Origin of the sequence: Streptomyces sp. L-9-10 (assembly GCF_004151105.1) — a bacterium.
Classification (GTDB): Bacteria; Actinomycetota; Actinomycetes; order Streptomycetales; family Streptomycetaceae; genus Streptomyces.
Map to the genome: position 1 here is coordinate 297,676 of NZ_PHRF01000095.1, position 17,433 is coordinate 315,108.

General features: G+C 69.5%; 15 protein-coding genes. 11 read left to right on the forward strand and 4 right to left on the reverse strand.

What is annotated here, in order from left to right:
• Positions 1-47: 47 nt before the first annotated feature.
• The 4 genes from CU044_RS22695 (at position 48) to CU044_RS22710 (ending at position 6,098) form a co-directional block, all read left to right on the forward strand.
• Positions 48-1,445 (forward strand): class II fumarate hydratase, encoded by a 1,398-nt coding sequence (locus CU044_RS22695; protein WP_129770560.1) that lies wholly within the window; start codon positions 48-50, stop codon positions 1,443-1,445.
• A 64-nt stretch (positions 1,446-1,509) separates the two neighbouring features.
• Positions 1,510-2,184 carry a DUF402 domain-containing protein gene (locus CU044_RS22700; protein ID WP_129770561.1) on the forward strand — a complete coding sequence of 225 codons (675 nt, stop codon included), beginning with the start codon at positions 1,510-1,512 and terminating at the stop codon, positions 2,182-2,184.
• A 390-nt stretch (positions 2,185-2,574) separates the two neighbouring features.
• Entirely contained in the window at positions 2,575-4,452 is a 1,878-nt protein-coding gene (locus CU044_RS22705) for an ATP-binding SpoIIE family protein phosphatase (RefSeq protein WP_129770562.1), read from the forward strand.
• Positions 4,453-4,634: 182 nt separating this feature from the next.
• Positions 4,635-6,098, forward strand: a complete 1,464-nt coding sequence (locus CU044_RS22710; RefSeq protein WP_129770563.1) for a catalase — start codon at positions 4,635-4,637, stop codon at positions 6,096-6,098.
• 71 nt (positions 6,099-6,169) lie between these two features.
• On the opposite strand, the gene CU044_RS22715 is transcribed toward CU044_RS22710, so the two are convergent.
• Positions 6,170-8,401 carry a transglycosylase domain-containing protein gene (locus CU044_RS22715; protein WP_129770564.1) on the reverse strand — a complete coding sequence of 744 codons (2,232 nt, stop codon included), beginning with the start codon at positions 8,399-8,401 and terminating at the stop codon, positions 6,170-6,172.
• Positions 8,402-8,692: 291 nt separating this feature from the next.
• On the opposite strand from CU044_RS22715, the gene CU044_RS22720 reads away from it, so the two are divergent.
• Positions 8,693-9,607 carry an SPFH domain-containing protein gene (locus CU044_RS22720; protein ID WP_240045770.1) on the forward strand — a complete coding sequence of 305 codons (915 nt, stop codon included), beginning with the start codon at positions 8,693-8,695 and terminating at the stop codon, positions 9,605-9,607.
• Positions 9,553-9,870 (forward strand): hypothetical protein, encoded by a 318-nt coding sequence (locus CU044_RS22725; RefSeq protein ID WP_129770898.1) that lies wholly within the window; start codon positions 9,553-9,555, stop codon positions 9,868-9,870. Before CU044_RS22720 ends, CU044_RS22725 begins: the two co-directional genes overlap by 55 nt.
• A 52-nt stretch (positions 9,871-9,922) precedes the next feature.
• Here the strand turns inward: CU044_RS22725 and CU044_RS22730 are convergent, their stop codons facing one another.
• The 3 genes from CU044_RS22730 to CU044_RS22740 form a co-directional block, all read right to left on the reverse strand.
• Complete coding sequence (locus tag CU044_RS22730; protein WP_129770566.1) at positions 9,923-10,216, reverse strand: hypothetical protein; 294 nt, start codon at positions 10,214-10,216, stop codon at positions 9,923-9,925.
• Positions 10,217-10,424: 208 nt separating this feature from the next.
• Positions 10,425-10,715, reverse strand: a complete 291-nt coding sequence (locus tag CU044_RS39700) for a hypothetical protein (protein ID WP_240045771.1) — start codon at positions 10,713-10,715, stop codon at positions 10,425-10,427.
• 188 nt (positions 10,716-10,903) lie between these two features.
• Positions 10,904-11,344 carry an ATP-binding protein gene (locus tag CU044_RS22740; RefSeq protein ID WP_345790147.1) on the reverse strand — a complete coding sequence of 147 codons (441 nt, stop codon included), beginning with the start codon at positions 11,342-11,344 and terminating at the stop codon, positions 10,904-10,906.
• A 297-nt stretch (positions 11,345-11,641) separates the two neighbouring features.
• Between CU044_RS22740 and CU044_RS22745 the strand changes: the two genes are divergently transcribed.
• From CU044_RS22745 to CU044_RS22765, 5 genes are all read left to right on the forward strand, one after another.
• Complete coding sequence (locus CU044_RS22745; RefSeq protein ID WP_240045772.1) at positions 11,642-13,012, forward strand: hypothetical protein; 1,371 nt, start codon at positions 11,642-11,644, stop codon at positions 13,010-13,012.
• 147 nt (positions 13,013-13,159) lie between these two features.
• Positions 13,160-13,717: a GNAT family protein gene (locus CU044_RS22750; protein WP_129770568.1), complete on the forward strand. Its 558-nt coding sequence runs from the start codon at positions 13,160-13,162 to the stop codon at positions 13,715-13,717.
• 57 nt (positions 13,718-13,774) lie between these two features.
• Positions 13,775-14,299, forward strand: coding sequence for a PadR family transcriptional regulator (locus CU044_RS22755; RefSeq protein WP_129770569.1), 525 nt, complete (start codon positions 13,775-13,777; stop codon positions 14,297-14,299).
• Positions 14,296-14,982: an ABC transporter ATP-binding protein gene (locus CU044_RS22760; RefSeq protein ID WP_129770570.1), complete on the forward strand. Its 687-nt coding sequence runs from the start codon at positions 14,296-14,298 to the stop codon at positions 14,980-14,982. The genes CU044_RS22755 and CU044_RS22760 overlap by 4 nt, the downstream gene beginning before the upstream one ends.
• Positions 14,979-17,384, forward strand: coding sequence for an FtsX-like permease family protein (locus CU044_RS22765; protein WP_129770571.1), 2,406 nt, complete (start codon positions 14,979-14,981; stop codon positions 17,382-17,384). The genes CU044_RS22760 and CU044_RS22765 overlap by 4 nt, the downstream gene beginning before the upstream one ends.
• The last annotated feature ends 49 nt before the right edge of the window (positions 17,385-17,433 follow it).

Consider the following 17,433-nt stretch of genomic DNA (forward strand, 5'->3'; position numbering starts at 1 on the left):
CACATCGGATCAGCCGGACGCTCACCCTCGCAGGAGGTACGACGACGATGACGACCGACGAGAACCAGTACCGGACCGAGCACGACTCCATGGGCGAGGTACGGGTCCCCGCGCACGCCAAGTGGCGTGCCCAGACGCAGCGCGCGGTGGAGAACTTCCCCGTCTCGGGACAGCGGCTGGAGCGCGCCCATATCGAGGCCCTGGCCCGCGTCAAGTCCGCCGCGGCCAAGGTGAACGCCGAGCTCGGAGTGATCGACAAGGACATCGCGGACGCCATCCAGGACGCGGCGGCCGAGGTCGCGGACGGCCGCTGGGACGAGCACTTCCCGGTGGACGTCTTCCAGACGGGCTCCGGCACCTCCTCGAACATGAACACCAACGAGGTGCTCGCCACGCTCGCCACCGAGCGTCTCGGCCGTGAGGTCCACCCGAACGACCATGTGAACGCCTCGCAGAGCTCCAACGACGTCTTCCCGTCGAGCATCCACATCGCCGCGACCGCCGCCGTCACCGGCGGGCTGATGCCGGCGCTGGACCATCTCGCCGCCTCCCTGGAGCGCAAGGCCGAGGAGTTCCGGGACGTCGTGAAGTCGGGCCGTACGCATCTGATGGACGCCACGCCCGTCACCCTGGGCCAGGAGTTCGGCGGCTACGCCGCGCAGATCCGGTACGCGGGCGAGCGGCTGACGGCCTCGCTGCCCCGGCTCGCCGAGCTTCCCCTCGGCGGTACGGCGGTGGGCACCGGCATCAACACACCGCCCGGCTTCTCCGCGGCCGTCATCGCGGAGGTCGCGCGCGCGACCGGGCTGCCGCTGACGGAGGCCCGTAACCACTTCGAGGCGCAGGGGGCCCGCGACGGGCTCGTGGAGACCTCGGGCCAGCTCCGTACGCTCGCCGTCTCCCTCACCAAGATCGCCAACGATCTGCGCTGGATGGCCTCGGGCCCGCGCACCGGTCTGGCCGAAATCAGCCTCCCCGATCTCCAGCCCGGCTCCTCGATCATGCCCGGCAAGGTCAATCCGGTGATCCCGGAGGCGGTGCTGATGGTCGCCGCGCAGGTCACGGGCAACGACGCCACGGTCGCGACGGCCGGCGCCGCCGGGAACTTCGAGCTGAACGTGATGCTCCCGGTGATCGCCAAGAACCTCCTGGAGTCCGTACGGCTGCTCACGAACGTCTCCCGGCTGCTCGCGGACCGTACGGTCGACGGCGTCACGGCCCATGTGGAGCGGGCCCGCGCGTACGCCGAGTCGTCCCCGTCCGTGGTCACGCCGCTGAACAAGTACCTCGGGTACGAGGAGGCCGCGAAGGTCGCCAAGCGGTCCCTCGCCGAGCACACGACGATCCGCGAGACGGTGCTGGCGGGCGGCTACGTGGAGCGCGGGGATCTCACCCTGGAGCAGCTCGACGAGGCACTGGATGTCCTGCGCATGACACATCCGTGAACACGTGAGGTGTGCCGTGGCGCCCCGCACACCACCGCCCGGGTCCTGTCCGTAAGATCTGCGCATGACAGCGACGGTGAGGGCGACGAACGGGCAGCACTGGGCGCCCGGCACACAGATCCTGTGGCGGTACCGGGAGAACGCCGGGGACCGCGTGCACATCTGCCGTCCCGTCACGGTCGTGCAGGACACCGACGATCTGCTCGCGGCCTGGCTCGCGCCGGACACCCCGTGCGTGAAGCCGGCCCTCGCGGACGGCACCCCCGTCCACCGCGAGCCGCTGGCCACCCGCTACACCAAACCGCGCAGGGTGGTGCGCGACCGGTGGTACGGGATGGGCGTGCTGAAGCTGGCCAGACCCGGCGAGCCCTGGTCGGTGTGGCTGTGGTGGGAGCGCGGCTGGCGGTTCCAGAACTGGTACGTCAACCTGGAGGAGCCGCGCACCCGTTGGGCCGGGGGCATCGACTCCGAGGACCACTTCCTCGACATCGACGTCTATCCGGACCGCAGTTGGCGCTGGCGCGACGAGGACGAGTTCGCGCAGGCGCAGCACGACGGTCTGATGACACCGGCGCAGGCGCGCCGGGTCGGGGAGGCCGGGCGCGCGGCGGTCGAGGTGATCGACGCGTGGGGCGCCCCGTACCGCGACGGCTGGGAGCACTGGCGGCCCGAGCCGCACTGGCCGGTGCCCGAACTGCCGGCGGACTGGGACCGTACGGCGGCGCGGCTGACGCCCTGAGGAAGCCCGCCGGAACGACCGTGGTGACGTGACTGATTCACGTCCGGGAACGCGCTCGGGCGCATACGACCTCGTGAGATCCTTGATACGCCCCCGGGGTTGAAACGTAGGATCGTCCTCCGGAAGACCGGTGTGGGGCAACGGGCCCGTACGGAAAGCCGGCTGACCGTTGGTCACACCGCGCACGGCACCACACGTCACACTGTTCGGCACTATTCGACTCGACACTGTTCGCCCGCAACGACCGCACAACAACGACCGTGAGCCACTACGAGGGGGTGGAGCCGTGCGTAAGGGCTGCCGCCCTGTCGACGCCGCCTGCCGCGCGGTAGTTTCGCCTGTCGGAACGATCGCATCGCACCCCCGGCCCGGACGGACGGAATCCCACGCGTGACGGAGCATCCCCCCTCCCACGAAGGCCGGCAGCCACTGGTTGCCCGGTCGCAGGAACGCACCAGGCCGCGGCAGGAGGCCGGCGCCTCCGCCGCGCCGCAGCCCGTGGTGCCGGCGCCGGCGCCGGACCCCGTCGCGACGGCGCGGCGCGAGGGCGACCGGCTGCGCTTCGTGGGGGCCGCGACCCGGCGTATCGCGCGCGGCATAGACCTGGACGAGATCGTGCTCGGGCTGTGCCGGGCGACCGTACCGACGTTCTCCGACGCCATACTGGTCTATCTGCGTGATCCGCTGCCCGTCGGTGACGAGCGCCCGGTGTCGCCGTTCGTGCTGCGGCTGCGGCGTACGGACCGGCTGCGGCTGACGGACGACGACACGGAGGGCACCGGCGGTATCCCGGTCCAGATCAGCGAAGGTCTGCGGCTGCCGATCCTCGACCCTCAGTCGGATGTGATGCCGGCCGCCGAGCTGTGCGAGGTGCGTTCCGGCGGCGCGCTCTCCGAGGTGCTGCGGGGCGTACGTCCGGTCTTCGGCGACTCGGCCGCGGCCCGCGCCGCGCTGCCCGAGCTGCTCGGCGCCGACCGCACCGTACCGTCGGGACACCGCGCGATCCTCGCGCCGCTGCGCGGCCGGCGGCGGGTCATCGGCGCCGCGGTCTTCCTGCGCAGACCGGACCGCGCCGCCTTCGAGCCGAACGATCTGCTCGTCGCGGCGCAGCTGGCGACCCATACGGCGCTGGGCATCGACAAGGCGGTGCTGTACGGCCGCGAGGCGTATATCGCCGATGAGCTCCAGCGCACGATGCTGCCGGAGAACCTGCCCCAGCCGACCGGCGTACGGCTGGCCTCCCGCTATCTCCCGGCCGCCGAGACCGCGCGGGTCGGCGGCGACTGGTACGACGCGATCCCGCTGCCCGGCAGCAGGGTCGCGCTGGTCGTCGGCGATGTCATGGGCCACTCCATGACCTCCGCGGCGATCATGGGCCAGCTGCGGACGACCGCGCAGACCCTGGCCGGGCTCGATCTGCCGCCGCAGGAGGTGCTGCACCATCTGGACGAGCAGGCCCAGCGGCTCGGCACGGACCGGATGGCGACCTGCCTCTACGCGGTGTACGACCCGGTCTCGCACCGGATCACCATCGCCAACGCCGGTCACCCGCCGCCCATACTCCTGCACCTGGGCGGCCGGGCGGAGGTGCTGCGGGTACCGCCCGGGGCGCCGATCGGGGTCGGCGGGGTGGATTTCGAGGCCGTCGAGCTGGACGCGCCCGCGGGAGCGACCCTGCTCCTCTATACCGACGGGCTCGTCGAGTCCCGGCTGCGGGACGTGTGGACGGGGATCGAGCAGCTGCGGGAGCGGCTCGCGGCCACCGCGCAGCTGACAGGACCCGACCATTCGCCGCCGCTGGAGGCGCTCTGCGACGACGTCCTCGATGTCCTGGGCCCCGGCGACCGGGACGATGACATCGCGCTGCTCGCCGCCCGCTTCGACGGGATCGCGCCCAGTGACGTCGCGTACTGGTTCCTGGAACCGGAGGACGCTGCTCCGGGCCGCGCCAGGCGGCTGGCCCGGCGGGCGCTGGCCCGCTGGGACCTGGAGGAGCTGAGCGACTCGGTCGAGCTGCTGATCAGCGAGGTCGTGACCAACGCCGTCCGGTACGCGGAGCGCCCCGTGACGCTGCGGCTGCTCCGTACGGACGTACTGCGCTGTGAGGTCGGGGACGATTCGCCGCAGCTGCCCCGGCAGCGGCGGGCCCGCGACACCGACGAGGGCGGCCGTGGGTTGTTCCTGGTCAACCGGCTGGCGCGGCGCTGGGGTGCGACCCGGCTCTCCACCGGCAAGGTGGTCTGGTTCGAGATCCCGACGCGGGCCTAGGGAAGACCCGGGGAAATAATGGACAAAAAGCACTAAGGGCACATGTTGCCAATGGGGTGTCGTAGAGGTTAGCTGGGGCAGGCGGCCGTAGTGACCGCTGTCCCAGCCCGGGACAGGGCCTGGGATCACTCCCCGGTTCCTGGTCCCCGTTCTCCCGGGCTCTATCGACGGGAGGCCCGCTCGTGACCGCGTCATCCCCCAAGACTCCGTACACGACGAACAACGCCGGCATTCCGGTGGAGAGCGACGAGCACTCGCTCTCCATCAGCCCCGACGGCCCGATCCTGATGCAGGACCACTACCTCATCGAGAAAATGGCCCAGTTCAACCGGGAACGGGTCCCCGAGCGGGTGGTCCACGCGAAGGGCGCGGGCGCGTACGGGTTCTTCGAAGTGACCAATGACGTCAGCCAGTTCACCAAGGCCGACCTCTTCCAGCCGGGCAGGCGCACCGACATGCTGGCCCGGTTCTCGACGGTCGCGGGCGAGCTGGGCTCGCCCGACACCTGGCGCGACCCCCGTGGCTTCGCGCTGAAGTTCTACACCGAACACGGCAACTACGACATGGTCGGCAACAACACGCCGGTCTTCTTCGTACGCGACCCCATGAAGTTCCAGGACTTCATCCGCTCGCAGAAGCGCCACCCGGCCACCGGGCTGCGCAACAACGACATGCAGTGGGACTTCTGGACGCTCTCCCCCGAGTCCGCGCACATGGTCACCTGGCTGATGGGCGACCGGGGCATCCCGAAGTCCTTCCGGCACATGAACGGCTACAGCTCGCACACCTATATGTGGGTGAACGGCGCCGGTGAGCGGTTCTGGGTGAAGTACCACTTCAAGACCGACCAGGGCATCGGCCATCTCACCCAGGCCGACGCGGACGCGATGGCCGGCTCGGACGGTGACCACCACCGCCGTGATCTGTACGAGTCGATCGAGTCCGGGAACGCGCCGAGCTGGAGCCTGAAGGTCCAGATCATGCCGTTCGAGGACGCGGCCGACTACCGCTTCAACCCGTTCGATCTGACCAAGGTGTGGCCGCACGGCGACTACCCCCTGATCGATGTCGGCCGGATGACGCTCAACAAGAATCCGGACAACTTCTTCATCCATATCGAGCAGGCCGCCTTCGAGCCCTCGAATCTGGTGCCGGGCATCGGCCCGTCCCCGGACAAGATGCTGCTCGGCCGGCTCTTCTCGTACCCGGACACGCACCGCTACCGGATCGGGCCGAACTACGCCCAGCTGCCGCCCAACAGGGCGCGCTCGCAGGTGAATTCGTACGCCAAGGACGGTCCGATGCGGTACGAGGCGGCGAACGCGGCGCGGCCGTACGCGCCGAACTCGTACGGCGGACCCGCGGCCGATGTGGACCGGTTCGGCGACCCGGCGGGCTGGGCGGCGGCCGGTGAGATGGTGCGCGAGGCGTACAAGCTGCACCGCGAGGACGACGACTGGGGACAGGCGGGCACGCAGGTCCGTCAGGTGCTGGACGACGCGGCGCGCGACCGGCTGGTGTCGAATGTCTCCGGGCATCTGGCGCAGGGGGTGTCCCGTCCCGTTCTGGACCGGGCGCTCCAGTACTGGCGCAATATCGACAAGGTGATCGGCGACCGGATCGCCAAGAAGGCGAACGGCGGCTGACGTGGGAACGCGGTCGCCGGACGCACTGATCACCGTGCGTCCGGCGACCGCGTCCGCAGGGAGAGCGCGGGTTACGGGCGGCCCCGCGGCGACCCGTCGTCGGGGCTGTCCGCGGCCGGCGGGGCGTCGCTGGACTCACCGCCTCCCGGGCTGCTCGGGTCTCCACCACCGGGCTCGGTGCTCGGTGAGCTGTCCCCGGTCGGCTCGGAGGGGGGCGGGCTCGATGCCGAGTCGGACGGGGTGGGCTCCGAGGACTCCGACCGCGAGGGCGTCGGGGACGGGCTCTGTTCCGGGCTGCTCGGGGCCACTGGTGCCGACGGCGTCTCCCGCACGGGGGTGGCGATGTCCAGGTCGAACCTCGCGTCGGAGCCGCCGTTCAGCGCGCTCAGGGTGTAGTCCGCCCAGATCCTGGCGGGGAAGCCGCCGCCGTTGGCCCGGCCGGAGTTGGCGGTGCCGGTCAGGCTGACCTGCCCGCCGCCCTCCTTGGGGGACTCGCCGAACAGCGCGACGACCGTGGTGAGCTGGGGGGTGTAGCCGGAGAACCAGGCGGACCAGTTGTTCTCCGAGGTGCCGGTCTTGCCCGCCGCCTCATAGGCGGGGGTGCTGGCCTCGAAGCCCGTGCCGTTGTCGACGACACCCTGGAGGACATGGGTGACGGTGTCGGCCGTCTCCCGGCTGATCACCTGCTTCCCGACCGGGTCGGGGATCTCGACCGTACGGTCCTTGTGCTCGGCGGACTTCACGATCGTCGGCGTGATCTTCCTGCCGTGGTTGTCGAGCGTCGCGTACACACCCGCCATGTCCCAGGTGGAGGCGTTCATCGTGCCGAGGGTGATCGCGGGCCGTTCGGGGAAGCCCTTGTCCCGCATCCCGAGGTCCAGGGCGGTCTTCTTGACCTCGGGCGGGCCGACGTCCACGACCATCTGCGCGAAGACGGAGTTGATGGACTTGTTCATCGCGGTCTGGACGCTGACCCGGCCGTAGTCACGGTCGTCCTCGTTCTGCGGGGCGTAATAGGTGTCGCTGCCCTCGACCGGCCGCTCGCTGGTGCCGTCGTACCGCGTGTTGACGCCGATCTTCCGGCCGTCCTGGGTCTCGGAGCCGTTCTCCAGCGCGGAGGCGAGCACCACCGGCTTGAAGGTCGAGGCGGGCTGGTAGTCGGTGCGGGTGGCGTTGGATATCCAGTGCTCGGTGGCGCCCGTACCGCCGTAGAGCGCGACCACCCGGCCCGTCTTCGGGTCGACGGAGGTGGCTCCGGCCTGCACCGTCGCGTCCGTCTTGTTGTCCTTGCGGTCGAGCTTGCTCTCCAGCTGCTTGTCGACCGAGCGGGCAAGCTCCTGCTGCCGCTTCTTGTCGATGTTGAGGGTGATCGTCCAGCCGCCCTTGGCGATCTCCGCCTTGTCGACGCCCTGGCGGGCCAGCTCGTCGTTGGCGGCCTCGACGAGATAGCCGGCCTGGCCCTCCATCCCCGGGGCGGCCTTCGGCGTCCGGGGCACCGGGAACGTCAGCCCCGAGCGGGTGGCGGAATCCAGCCACTTCTGCTCGACCATGTTGTCGAGGACATAGTTCCAGCGCTCGGTGACCAGCTTCCTGCCGGTGGCGGTGGCCGCCGTCCAGTCGTACTGGCTGGGGGCCTGGAGCAGCGCGGCGAGATACGCGCCCTGGGCGACGTTCAGCGCGGAGGCGTCGATCCCGTAGTACGCCTGGGCCGCGGCCTGGATGCCGTACGCGCCGCGGCCGTAGTAGCTGGTGTTGATGTACCCGGCGAGTATGTCGCTCTTGCTCGTGTTCCGGTCCACCTTCAGGGAGATCACCAGCTCCTTGAGCTTGCGGGTGACCGTCTGGTCCTGGTTCAGGTAGTAGTTCTTGACGTACTGCTGGGTGATGGTCGAGCCGCCCTGCTTGCCCTTGCCGGAGAGGGTGTTGATCAGGCCGCGGGTCGTGCCTTTGATGTCGACGCCGGAGTCCTGGTAGAAGGACTTGTTCTCGGCGGCGACGAAGGTGCGCTGGACGTCCTTGGGGATCTTCTCCAGGCCGACGATCTCGCGGTTGATCTCGCCGGTGCGGGTGAGGATCGTGCCGTCGCTGTACTTGTAGACGTTGCTCTGCATCTCGGCCTGCGCGTTGGCGCTCGGCACGGGGACCAGTACGTAGAGCACGATCAGCCCGCCCATGGCGAGCAGACAGAGCCCGAAGAACGCACCGAGCAGTCTTCTCAGCGTGAAGAAGCCGCGTATGCCGCCCGGCCCGGCGGCGCGGCGCGCTCCGTGCCGGCCCGCCCTTCTGTCTTCCGCTCGGCCCATCGCCGTCCACGCCCCGCTCTCTCGTCCGCTCCGCCAGGACTCCCCGTAGCTGCTCACCCACCGGAATCAGCTCAGAAAGCTAACACCGCTTGCTGTGACAAAGGGCAACCGATCAGGTCTTTTGGGACGTGACAATCAGCACCTATCCCACCTGAACCGACTCCTGGGAGCGCCCGAGGGTTGCGCCGGGGCATAATGTGTAATCACAATGCTAGCTACCGCCCATCGGCGGCAGTGAACCGACAACGGGGACAGAACATGGCTTCCACCAGCACACCTACGGCTACGACCATGACGGACGACATACCGGAGATGCCCGCACCGCGGGTCCGGGAGAATCCCGCGCACAGCATCGGCGGCGGGCTCGCCCTGCTGCTCGGGCTGCTCGGCCTCGTCGCCGGCGTCGCCCTTTCCGTTCTGGGAGGCATGGCGGGCTCGGCCGGGCTGAAGGCGGCACTGATCACGGTCGGCGTACTCGTCGCGATCGCCGCGTTCTTCGCGATGTGCGGACTGAACATGGTGGCGCCGGGCGAGGCCCGGGTCGTCCAGCTCTTCGGCCGCTACCGCGGCACGATCCGTACGGACGGACTGCGCTGGGTGAACCCGCTCACCTCCCGCACCAAGATCTCGACGCGGGTACGGAACCACGAGACGGCCGTCCTCAAGGTGAACGACGCCTACGGCAATCCCATCGAGCTGGCCGCGGTCGTCGTCTGGAAGGTCGAGGACACCGCGCAGGCGATGTTCGAGGTCGACGATTTCCTGGAGTTCGTCTCCACGCAGACCGAGGCGGCCGTACGGCACATCGCCATCGAGTACCCGTACGACGCCCACGAAGAGGCCGGTCTCTCGCTGCGCGGCAACGCCGAGGAGATCACCGAGAAGCTCGCCGTCGAACTGCACGCGCGGGTGGAGGCGGCCGGCGTCCACATCATCGAGTCCCGCTTCACGCATCTCGCCTACGCGCCCGAGATCGCCTCGGCGATGCTCCAGCGCCAGCAGGCGGGCGCCGTCGTCGCGGCCCGCCGGCTGATCGTGGACGGCGCGGTCGGCATGGTCGAGGCGGCGCTCACCCGCCTCACCGAGCAGGACATCGTGGAACTGGACTCCGAGCGCAAGGCCGCGATGGTGAGCAATCTGCTGGTCGTGCTCTGCGGGGACCGGGCCGCCCAGCCGGTCGTGAACACGGGCACGCTCTACCAGTGACCGAACGCAAGCAGGTTCTCCTGCGACTGGACCCGGCGGTGTACGACGCCCTCGCACGATGGGCGTCCGACGAACTTCGCAGCGCGAACGCGCAGATCGAGTTCCTGCTCCGCCGGGCCCTGGGCGAGGCGGGCCGGCTGCCCACCGACGCGGCACCCATCCCGCGCCGGGGGCGGCCCCCGAAGACGGCGGAGCCGGGGCCGCCCGAGGGGAAGTCGGAGGACGGAACACCGGGCGGGCCGTCGACCGGGCGGACTGTTTAAGCGTCACGCCCTGGTCAAGGCGCCGATCTTCAGCACCCATGCGGGCCCGCTGTCACCGAGCCGGGCAGACGTACTCCCTGCGCTCACGGTGCGGACTGCAAGCGATCAGGTTGACGGACAGGAATCGGCCGCCGGTCGCCCACCAACCGCCGACGACATCCGCGCGGGCCGCCAGGCGCCGGGCGATCTCGTCGGAGGCAGCAAGGGGGGCGTAGCTGCCGGTGAACGTCTCGGCGTGTCGTGCCAGTTGTGCCATGTACCAGTCCGTCGCCTCTTGGGGTTCAGTGAACGTCGCCTCGATCCTGGACGCGCTCTTGAGTAGCCAGTCCGCGCTTTCCAGCGGCATTACCTGCGCCGACGCGAACTCGGGATGTCCAGGGCGCCGATGCGCGTGGTGGCCCGAACCCGTTCCGGCCGGCCTTTCCTTCGCCGGGAGTCCGGCCGGAAACGGGGGTTCTATGGGGCGAACTGATCGCTGGCGATCGTCAGGACGAACACGAGAAGCGCGGACAGCGCGATGACGAGAACCGTCAGCGGAGGCCGGTGACGTCTCGTCACCAGCGGGTTCGTACGCCGGTGGCGCCCACGAGCGCTCTTCCGGCCACGGCGGACCGCCGTATGTACGTATCGATGGCGTCCCGGCTCGCGCCCAGCGGCATGGCATCGAGTCCGAGGGTGATGCATGTCATTCCGCCCCGGGTCAGGTGGGCGCGCCAACGAGGGCCGGGGTCCGGGAGGCGCAGAAGGCAGTCGGGGTGTCCGTAGTCGAGAGCGATGATCGGGCCCCGGATCAGCAGGCGTTCACCGACGTACGGCACGCTCTCGACGACGCGCCGCAGCCCCATCGCGGCGGCAACGCTCCGCAATCCGGCCTCGACACTCTCCGCCGACTCACCCCGACGACGCGGCGGTGGATGTCCGAGCAGCAACCACGCCACCGGGCCCGCCCGTGTGACGTCGAGCCATGTCGAGACGACACACCCCGCGACGAACCCTGCGCCCGGGACAGTGGATTGGCCGGTCGGCGACTCCGTCACCGTGCCACCACTGCCCATACGGTCTTGCCGAACGGCTGGTCGACCACACCCCAGCACTCCGTCAACGCCTCAACGATGAACAGCCCACGCCCCCGATCGCGTTCATGTGAAACGGGCTTGAAGGACGGCCGCCGCCGTACGGGGTCCCGCACCTCGATACGGACACGGGTGGCCGTGCCGCTCAGGCCGACGAGCACGGAGTCGCCGGGCTCGGTCCCGTACCGAACGGCGTTGGTGACCAGCTCCGAGACCACAAGTTCGACATCGGCCGTGTGGGCGGGTGCCAAATCCGGCAGGTGGTACGCGATGAACTCGCGTACGTAGGCACGAGCGGCCCGGACGGACTCCGGAGCACCGCCGAGCATGAGCTGGGGCGGAGGCCCCGCCGGTGGCCGACAACCGGTTTTTTCGTACTGCTTCGGGAGCATGGTCACCATGCGATTCCCCTCGGTAGTCCTGTACTGACCAGCACTCGCCCCACTCGCACTTCGGTTACTTTCCGTGGCGAACTGGGCACATGAGGTGGTGGGTGTCGATCGTCGCAACGCGGCCAACGCAGATCTACCGACAGATCCACGTCATTCCTGCGCGAGCAGAGCGAGGAAGGAGACAAACCCTCGACAGAGCGACGACAGAGTTCCGACAGATTCGTCAGGAACCCAATGAACAGGCCTGGTTGCAGGCATCGCGGGCGTAACGTCACCCTATCGCGCTGGACAGCACAGGGGGATTCCATGGCCACGCTCCTCCGGTCCCTGATCGACGAAAAGGGATGGAAGGACTACCGAACCTTCATCGATCAGTACCACCAGGCAGCACAAAGCTTGGCTGCGAAGGTTCGGGACTCTTCTCTCACCACGCACACGGTGTCGGACAGGACCTATGAGCGCTGGTACTCGGGGAGAGTGACGCCTCAGAACGATGCCCGGAGAATTCTCGCGCACCTTTTCATGAGACCGATCCATGAACTCTTATCCGAGGCTCCAGCCAAGGAACGTCTACTCATGGGGAACAGGTTTTCTGGGCAGTTCAGCTTGTCGGACACCAACGTCCGTGCCGCTTCCGGCGCGGAACAGCAGAAGATGGGACGGGACGCAGCTATGGCCGCACGACGCGCCATTGAATTCGCCATGGGGGCGGAGCACAACGAGGTAGGGCCGGAAACCATGGCCTACCTTCAGGATGAAACCCGACGCATTGCCGGCATCTATACACGCGTCCCCCTGGGCGCTGTCCTGGACGACTTGACCCAACTCCAGGATCGCGCCTTTCGGTTGCTCGAAAGCGGCCGCGCGAAGCCGTCGCAGACCAGGGACCTCTACTTTCTTGCCTCACTGCTGTCCGGAATGCTGGCCAAGGCGAGTCACGACCTCGCTGACCCGGCGTCGGCCATGATGCAGGCGCGAACTGCGGCTGTGTGTGCGGACAAGGCCGAGCACATCGGCATGAGCGCTTGGGTTCGGGGGCTCCAGTCCCTCATTTCGTACTGGGCCGAACGTCCTGAGGACGCTCTGCACTTCGCTCGCCAAGGAGCATCGGCCGCGACGGACCTCACGGGAAGCGTGACCGTATGGCTCGCCGGTCTGGAGGCCCGAGCCGCTGCCGTCCTCAGGGACCCGGAAAGCGTGGCCGCCGCCAATCTCCGTGGACGCGAAGCCAGAGACCGGACGGCGAGCGATGACCTCGACGAGTTGGGCGGCAACTTCGTCTTTCCCGCTTGCCGACAGGACTACTACGAGGTGGAGGCAACCGTGCTCCTCGGCCACTCCGACGCCGTGCCGGGCCTGGTGACTCGTGCTGAGCAAGCCGTACAGGGATTCAGCGATCCGGACGATCCGCACTGGGCATTCGGCGACGCGGCGGGCGCGCAATCCAATCTTGCTCTCGCGCGTCTCGGCTCAGGCGACCTGGATGGGGCCGCCGCCGCGGTTCAGCCTGTGCTGGATCTACCTCCCGCGCAGCGCAACGCCGGCATCATCGGCTCCGTGGACCGCGTACGGGTATCGCTCCTGCGTGAACCGGTGCGTGACGCCGTGGTCGCGAGGGATCTGCGCGATGAAATCGCCATGTTCGGTCGGCAACTCCCACTTGCCCTGCTCCGTTGAAGCACGCCTGCCGAAAGGCCTGTCGGCGCCGCCGTGCCCTCAAGCGCGGAAGCGTCGGCGGGCTCGTGCAGTTCGAGCGCAACAGCCAAACACCTCTCGCACCAAGCGCCGCTTGGATGCCCTCAGCCTGCACTAGCATCGGTCAGCATGTATCCGGTCGATCGTCACAGCGCGCGTCTCTCGCTCCGCGAACTCGTCATCGATGACGTAGAAGCGGTCCATTCCATCTACGGCAGCCCCGAAGTCACCGAGCACCTGAGCTTCGCGCCGCGCTCACGCACCGAAGTCGAAGGAATCGTCTCTCGTTCCATAGCGTCCGCGACTGCCTCGCCACGGGACGAGTACGCCCTCGCTCTTGTCGCGCGGGACAGTGGCGAACTCACCGGATACGTCCGTCTCGCCCTCGACCCCCATCAGCAGCGCGCAGCCACGATCGGAGGCGCGCTGCGATCCGATTCCTGGGGACGCGGCTACGGTAGAGAAGCTGTGCGACTGCTCCTCGCCCTGGGGTTCTTGGACCTGGACCTTCATCGCGTCTGGGCAGCTCGCGCTCCGATGAACACCGCGTCCGCGAAGACACTCCTGGCCTCAGGGATGACCGAGGAGGGAGTAATCCGCGGACACGTCCATGTCCATGGCGCCTGGCGGGACTCCATCACCTACGGAATCCTTCGCGAAGAGTGGTCGGCAGGCGAAGAGCCGTAGTCGCAAGGCGGGACTGGGCTCCTCCACACATCTATACACCGCGTGTACAGTGAGGGAATGTCCATCGGTCACACCCTCCTCGGGCTTCTGGAGTCCGGCCCGCGCCACGGATACGACCTCAAGCGGTCCTTCGACGATCAATTCGGCCGCGACCGCCCCCTGCACTACGGACAGGTCTACTCGACCATGTCCCGGCTGCTGAAGAACGGGCTCGTCGTGGTCGACGGCGTCGAGGCCGGTGGCGGCCCCGAGCGCAAGAGATACGCGATCACCGAGGCCGGTGTCACCGATGTCGGCAAGTGGCTCGCGCAGCCGGAGAGTCCGGAGCCGTACCTCCAGTCGACCCTGTACACGAAGGTCGTCATCGCGCTGCTCACCGGCCGCAGCGCCGCCGATCTGCTCGACGCCCAGCGCGCCGAGCATCTGCGGATGATGCGGGACCTGACCGCGCGCAAGCGTGAGGGCGACCTCGCCGACCAGCTGATCTGCGATCACGCGCTGTTCCATCTGGAAGCCGATCTGCGCTGGCTGGAACTGACCGCGGCCCGGCTGGACCGGCTCGCCACGGCGATACGCCGATGACGCCCGCCGGCTCCCTGCTCATCGCCGACGATCTGCGCAAGTCGTACGGACCGACCCCCGCGCTCGACGGCGTGACGTTCTCGATCCACCCGGGCGAAGTCGTCGCCGTCATGGGCCCGTCGGGCTCGGGCAAGTCCACGCTGCTGCACTGCCTCGCCGGGATCGTGCCCCCCGATTCGGGCACGATCAGCTATCGGGGCCGGGTGCTGACCGATATGCCGGAGGCCGAGCGCAGCGCCCTGCGCCGCAGCGAATTCGGCTTCGTCTTCCAGTTCGGCCAGCTCGTACCGGAACTGACCTGCCTGGAGAACGTGGCGCTGCCCCTGCGGCTCACCGGCGTCCGGCGCAAGGACGCCGAACGCGCCGCGCGCGAGTGGCTGGAGCGGCTGGAGGTCGCCGGCATCGGGTCCCAGCGCCCCGGCGAGGTCTCCGGTGGACAGGGCCAGCGCGTCGCGATCGCCCGTTCCCTGGTCACCTCGCCGCGCGTGATCTTCGCCGACGAGCCGACCGGCGCGCTCGACTCCTTCAACGGCGAGCGGGTGATGGAGCTGCTGACCGAGACGGCCAGGGCCACCAGCGCCGCCGTCGTCCTGGTCACCCACGAGGCGCGGGTCGCCGCGTACTCGGACCGTGAGGTGATCGTGCGGGACGGCAGGGTCCGCGAGGCGGAGTTCACCGTATGACGCTCCTCGACCGGACCAGGCCCCCCGCCTACGCTCCCCCGGTCCCGAAGCGGGCGCCCGGCCGGCTCCGCACCTGGGCCCGTGACCTCGGGCTCGGGGTACGGTTCGCCGCCGCGGGCGGACGCGAGGGCTGGATCCGTACGCTGCTGACCGCCGTGGGGGTCGGGCTCGGTGTCACGCTGCTCTTCCTCGCCGCGTCCGTACCGGGGGTGATCGACGCGCGCGCCGAACGGGACGCCGCCCGCGCCGTCGCGGAGACGGCGGACGGGGCTCCGGTGCCCCGCTCGGACACGACGATGGTGTGGATCAACGCGGAGACCGAGTACCGCGGCGACACCGTCGGCGGTCAGCTGCTGCGCCCGGACGGCGCCCGCCCGCCGCTGCCGCCCGGTGTCGCGAAGGTGCCGGGGCCCCGGGAGATGGTGGTCTCCCCCGCGCTGCGGAAGCTGCTGGACTCGCCCGACGGCGCGCTCCTCGCGGAGCGGCTCGGCCACCGCGTCGTCGGCACCATCGCCGACGCCGGTCTGCTCGATCCGGAGGAACTCCGCTTCTACGCGGGCAGCGACACCCTCACGAAGGCCCAGGGCGGCCATCGGACGGCCGGTTACGGCTCCGGCGGCCAAGCGGATCCGATGAACCCGTACCTGGTCGTGCTGATCGTCCTGATCTCCGTGGTGCTGCTGATGCCGGTGGGCATCTTCATCGCCACCGCCGTCCGCTTCGGCGGTGAGCGCCGGGACCGCAGACTCGCCGCGCTGCGGCTGGTGGGCGCCGATGTCGCGATGACCCGCCGTATCGCGGCCGGGGAGGCGCTGTTCGGCGCGGCGCTCGGTCTGCTCGCCGGGTTCGCGTTCTTCCTGGCGCTTCGGCCGCTGGCGGGCGGGGTGCGGCTGTGGAATCTCACCGCCTTCCCCGCCGACCTGGTCCCCGCGCCGAGGCTCGCCGCGCTGATCGTGGCGGCCGTGCCGGTGGTGGCGGTCGGGGTGACGCTGGTCGCGCTGCGCTCGGTCACCATCGAACCGCTGGGTGTCGTACGCGAGGCCCGCCCCCGGCGCCGGCAGCTGTGGTGGCGGCTGCTGATGCCCGTCGCCGGTGTCACCATCCTGAGCACGGTCGGAACGGTCGGCGAGGCGACCGCCGTCGATCCGTACCCCATCGCGGCCGGCGCGGTGCTGGTGCTGACCGGTCTGACCACCCTGCTGCCCTGGCTCGTCGAGGCGGTGGTGGCGGGACTGACCGGCGGACCGGTGCCGTGGCAGCTCGCCGCCCGCAGGCTCCAGCTGAACAGCGGTCCGGCGTCCCGGGCGGTCATCGGGATCACCGCGGCCGTGGCGGGCGCCATCGCCGTTCAGATGACGTTCGCCGGGATGCACGAGGACTTCGTCAGGCCCACCGGTCAGGATCCGACGCGGGCGAACATCACCATCGAGGCGTTCTACGGCAGTGCGCGGCTGGCCCAGGAGATGACCGACGGGTTCCGCGACACCAAGGGCGTCACGGCGGTCGTCGCCGTGGCCGAGAGCTATGTCGTCAGGCCGGGGCCCGTGGCCCCGCACGAGATCCAGCCCACCACCATCCTGACCGTCGGCAGCTGCGCCACCCTGCGGGAGCTGGCGAGGCTGCCGTCCTGCGAGGACGGGGACACCTTCGTGTCCCATGTCCCCGGGAAGAAGAAGCAGAACGACTGGGTCGACAAGACGGCCCGGCCGGGCGAGCCGGTCGATCTGGGCAGCCGCACCGTGAACGGCGTCACGCTGCCCGCGCTGTGGACACTGCCCGCGTCGGCCCGGACCGTCGAGGCCAGGACGGACCCGGTCGGCCGTGAGAACGACGGCATCCTCGCCACCCCGGGCGCCCTCGACCCGAGCCGTATGCCCGACGCGCGGACCAGCGCCACGATCCGGACCGACGAACGGGTCACGGACGCCGAGGAGTACGTACGCAACACCGCGGCGGCGCTCGATCCGACGATGTGGGTCCACACGTTCAAGGCCGTCGAACGCGACAAGCAGTACGCGAGCGTGCAGACAGGTCTGTTCATCGGCGGCACCGCCACGATGGCGCTGATCGCCGCGAGCATGCTGGTCTCCCAGATCGAGCAGCTGCGCGAGCGCAGACGCCTGCTGTCGGTCCTGGTGGCCTTCGGGACGCGCCGCTCGGCACTCGCCTGGTCGGTGCTCTGGCAGACCGCGATCCCGGTCGCGCTCGGCACGCTGCTGGCCATCGCGGGCGGGCTGGCCCTCGGTGCCGTACTGCTGAACATGACCGCCAAACGGGTCGCCGACTGGTGGGTGTTCGCGCCCTTCGCGGGCGCGGGCGTCGCGGTGGTCCTGCTGGTGACGGTGGCCAGTCTGCCGCCCCTGTGGCGGATGATGCGGCCGGACGGACTGCGGTCGGAGTGACCGTACGGCGGGTGCGGCGTCAGCTCGCGGTGTCAGCCTCCCCGGTGTC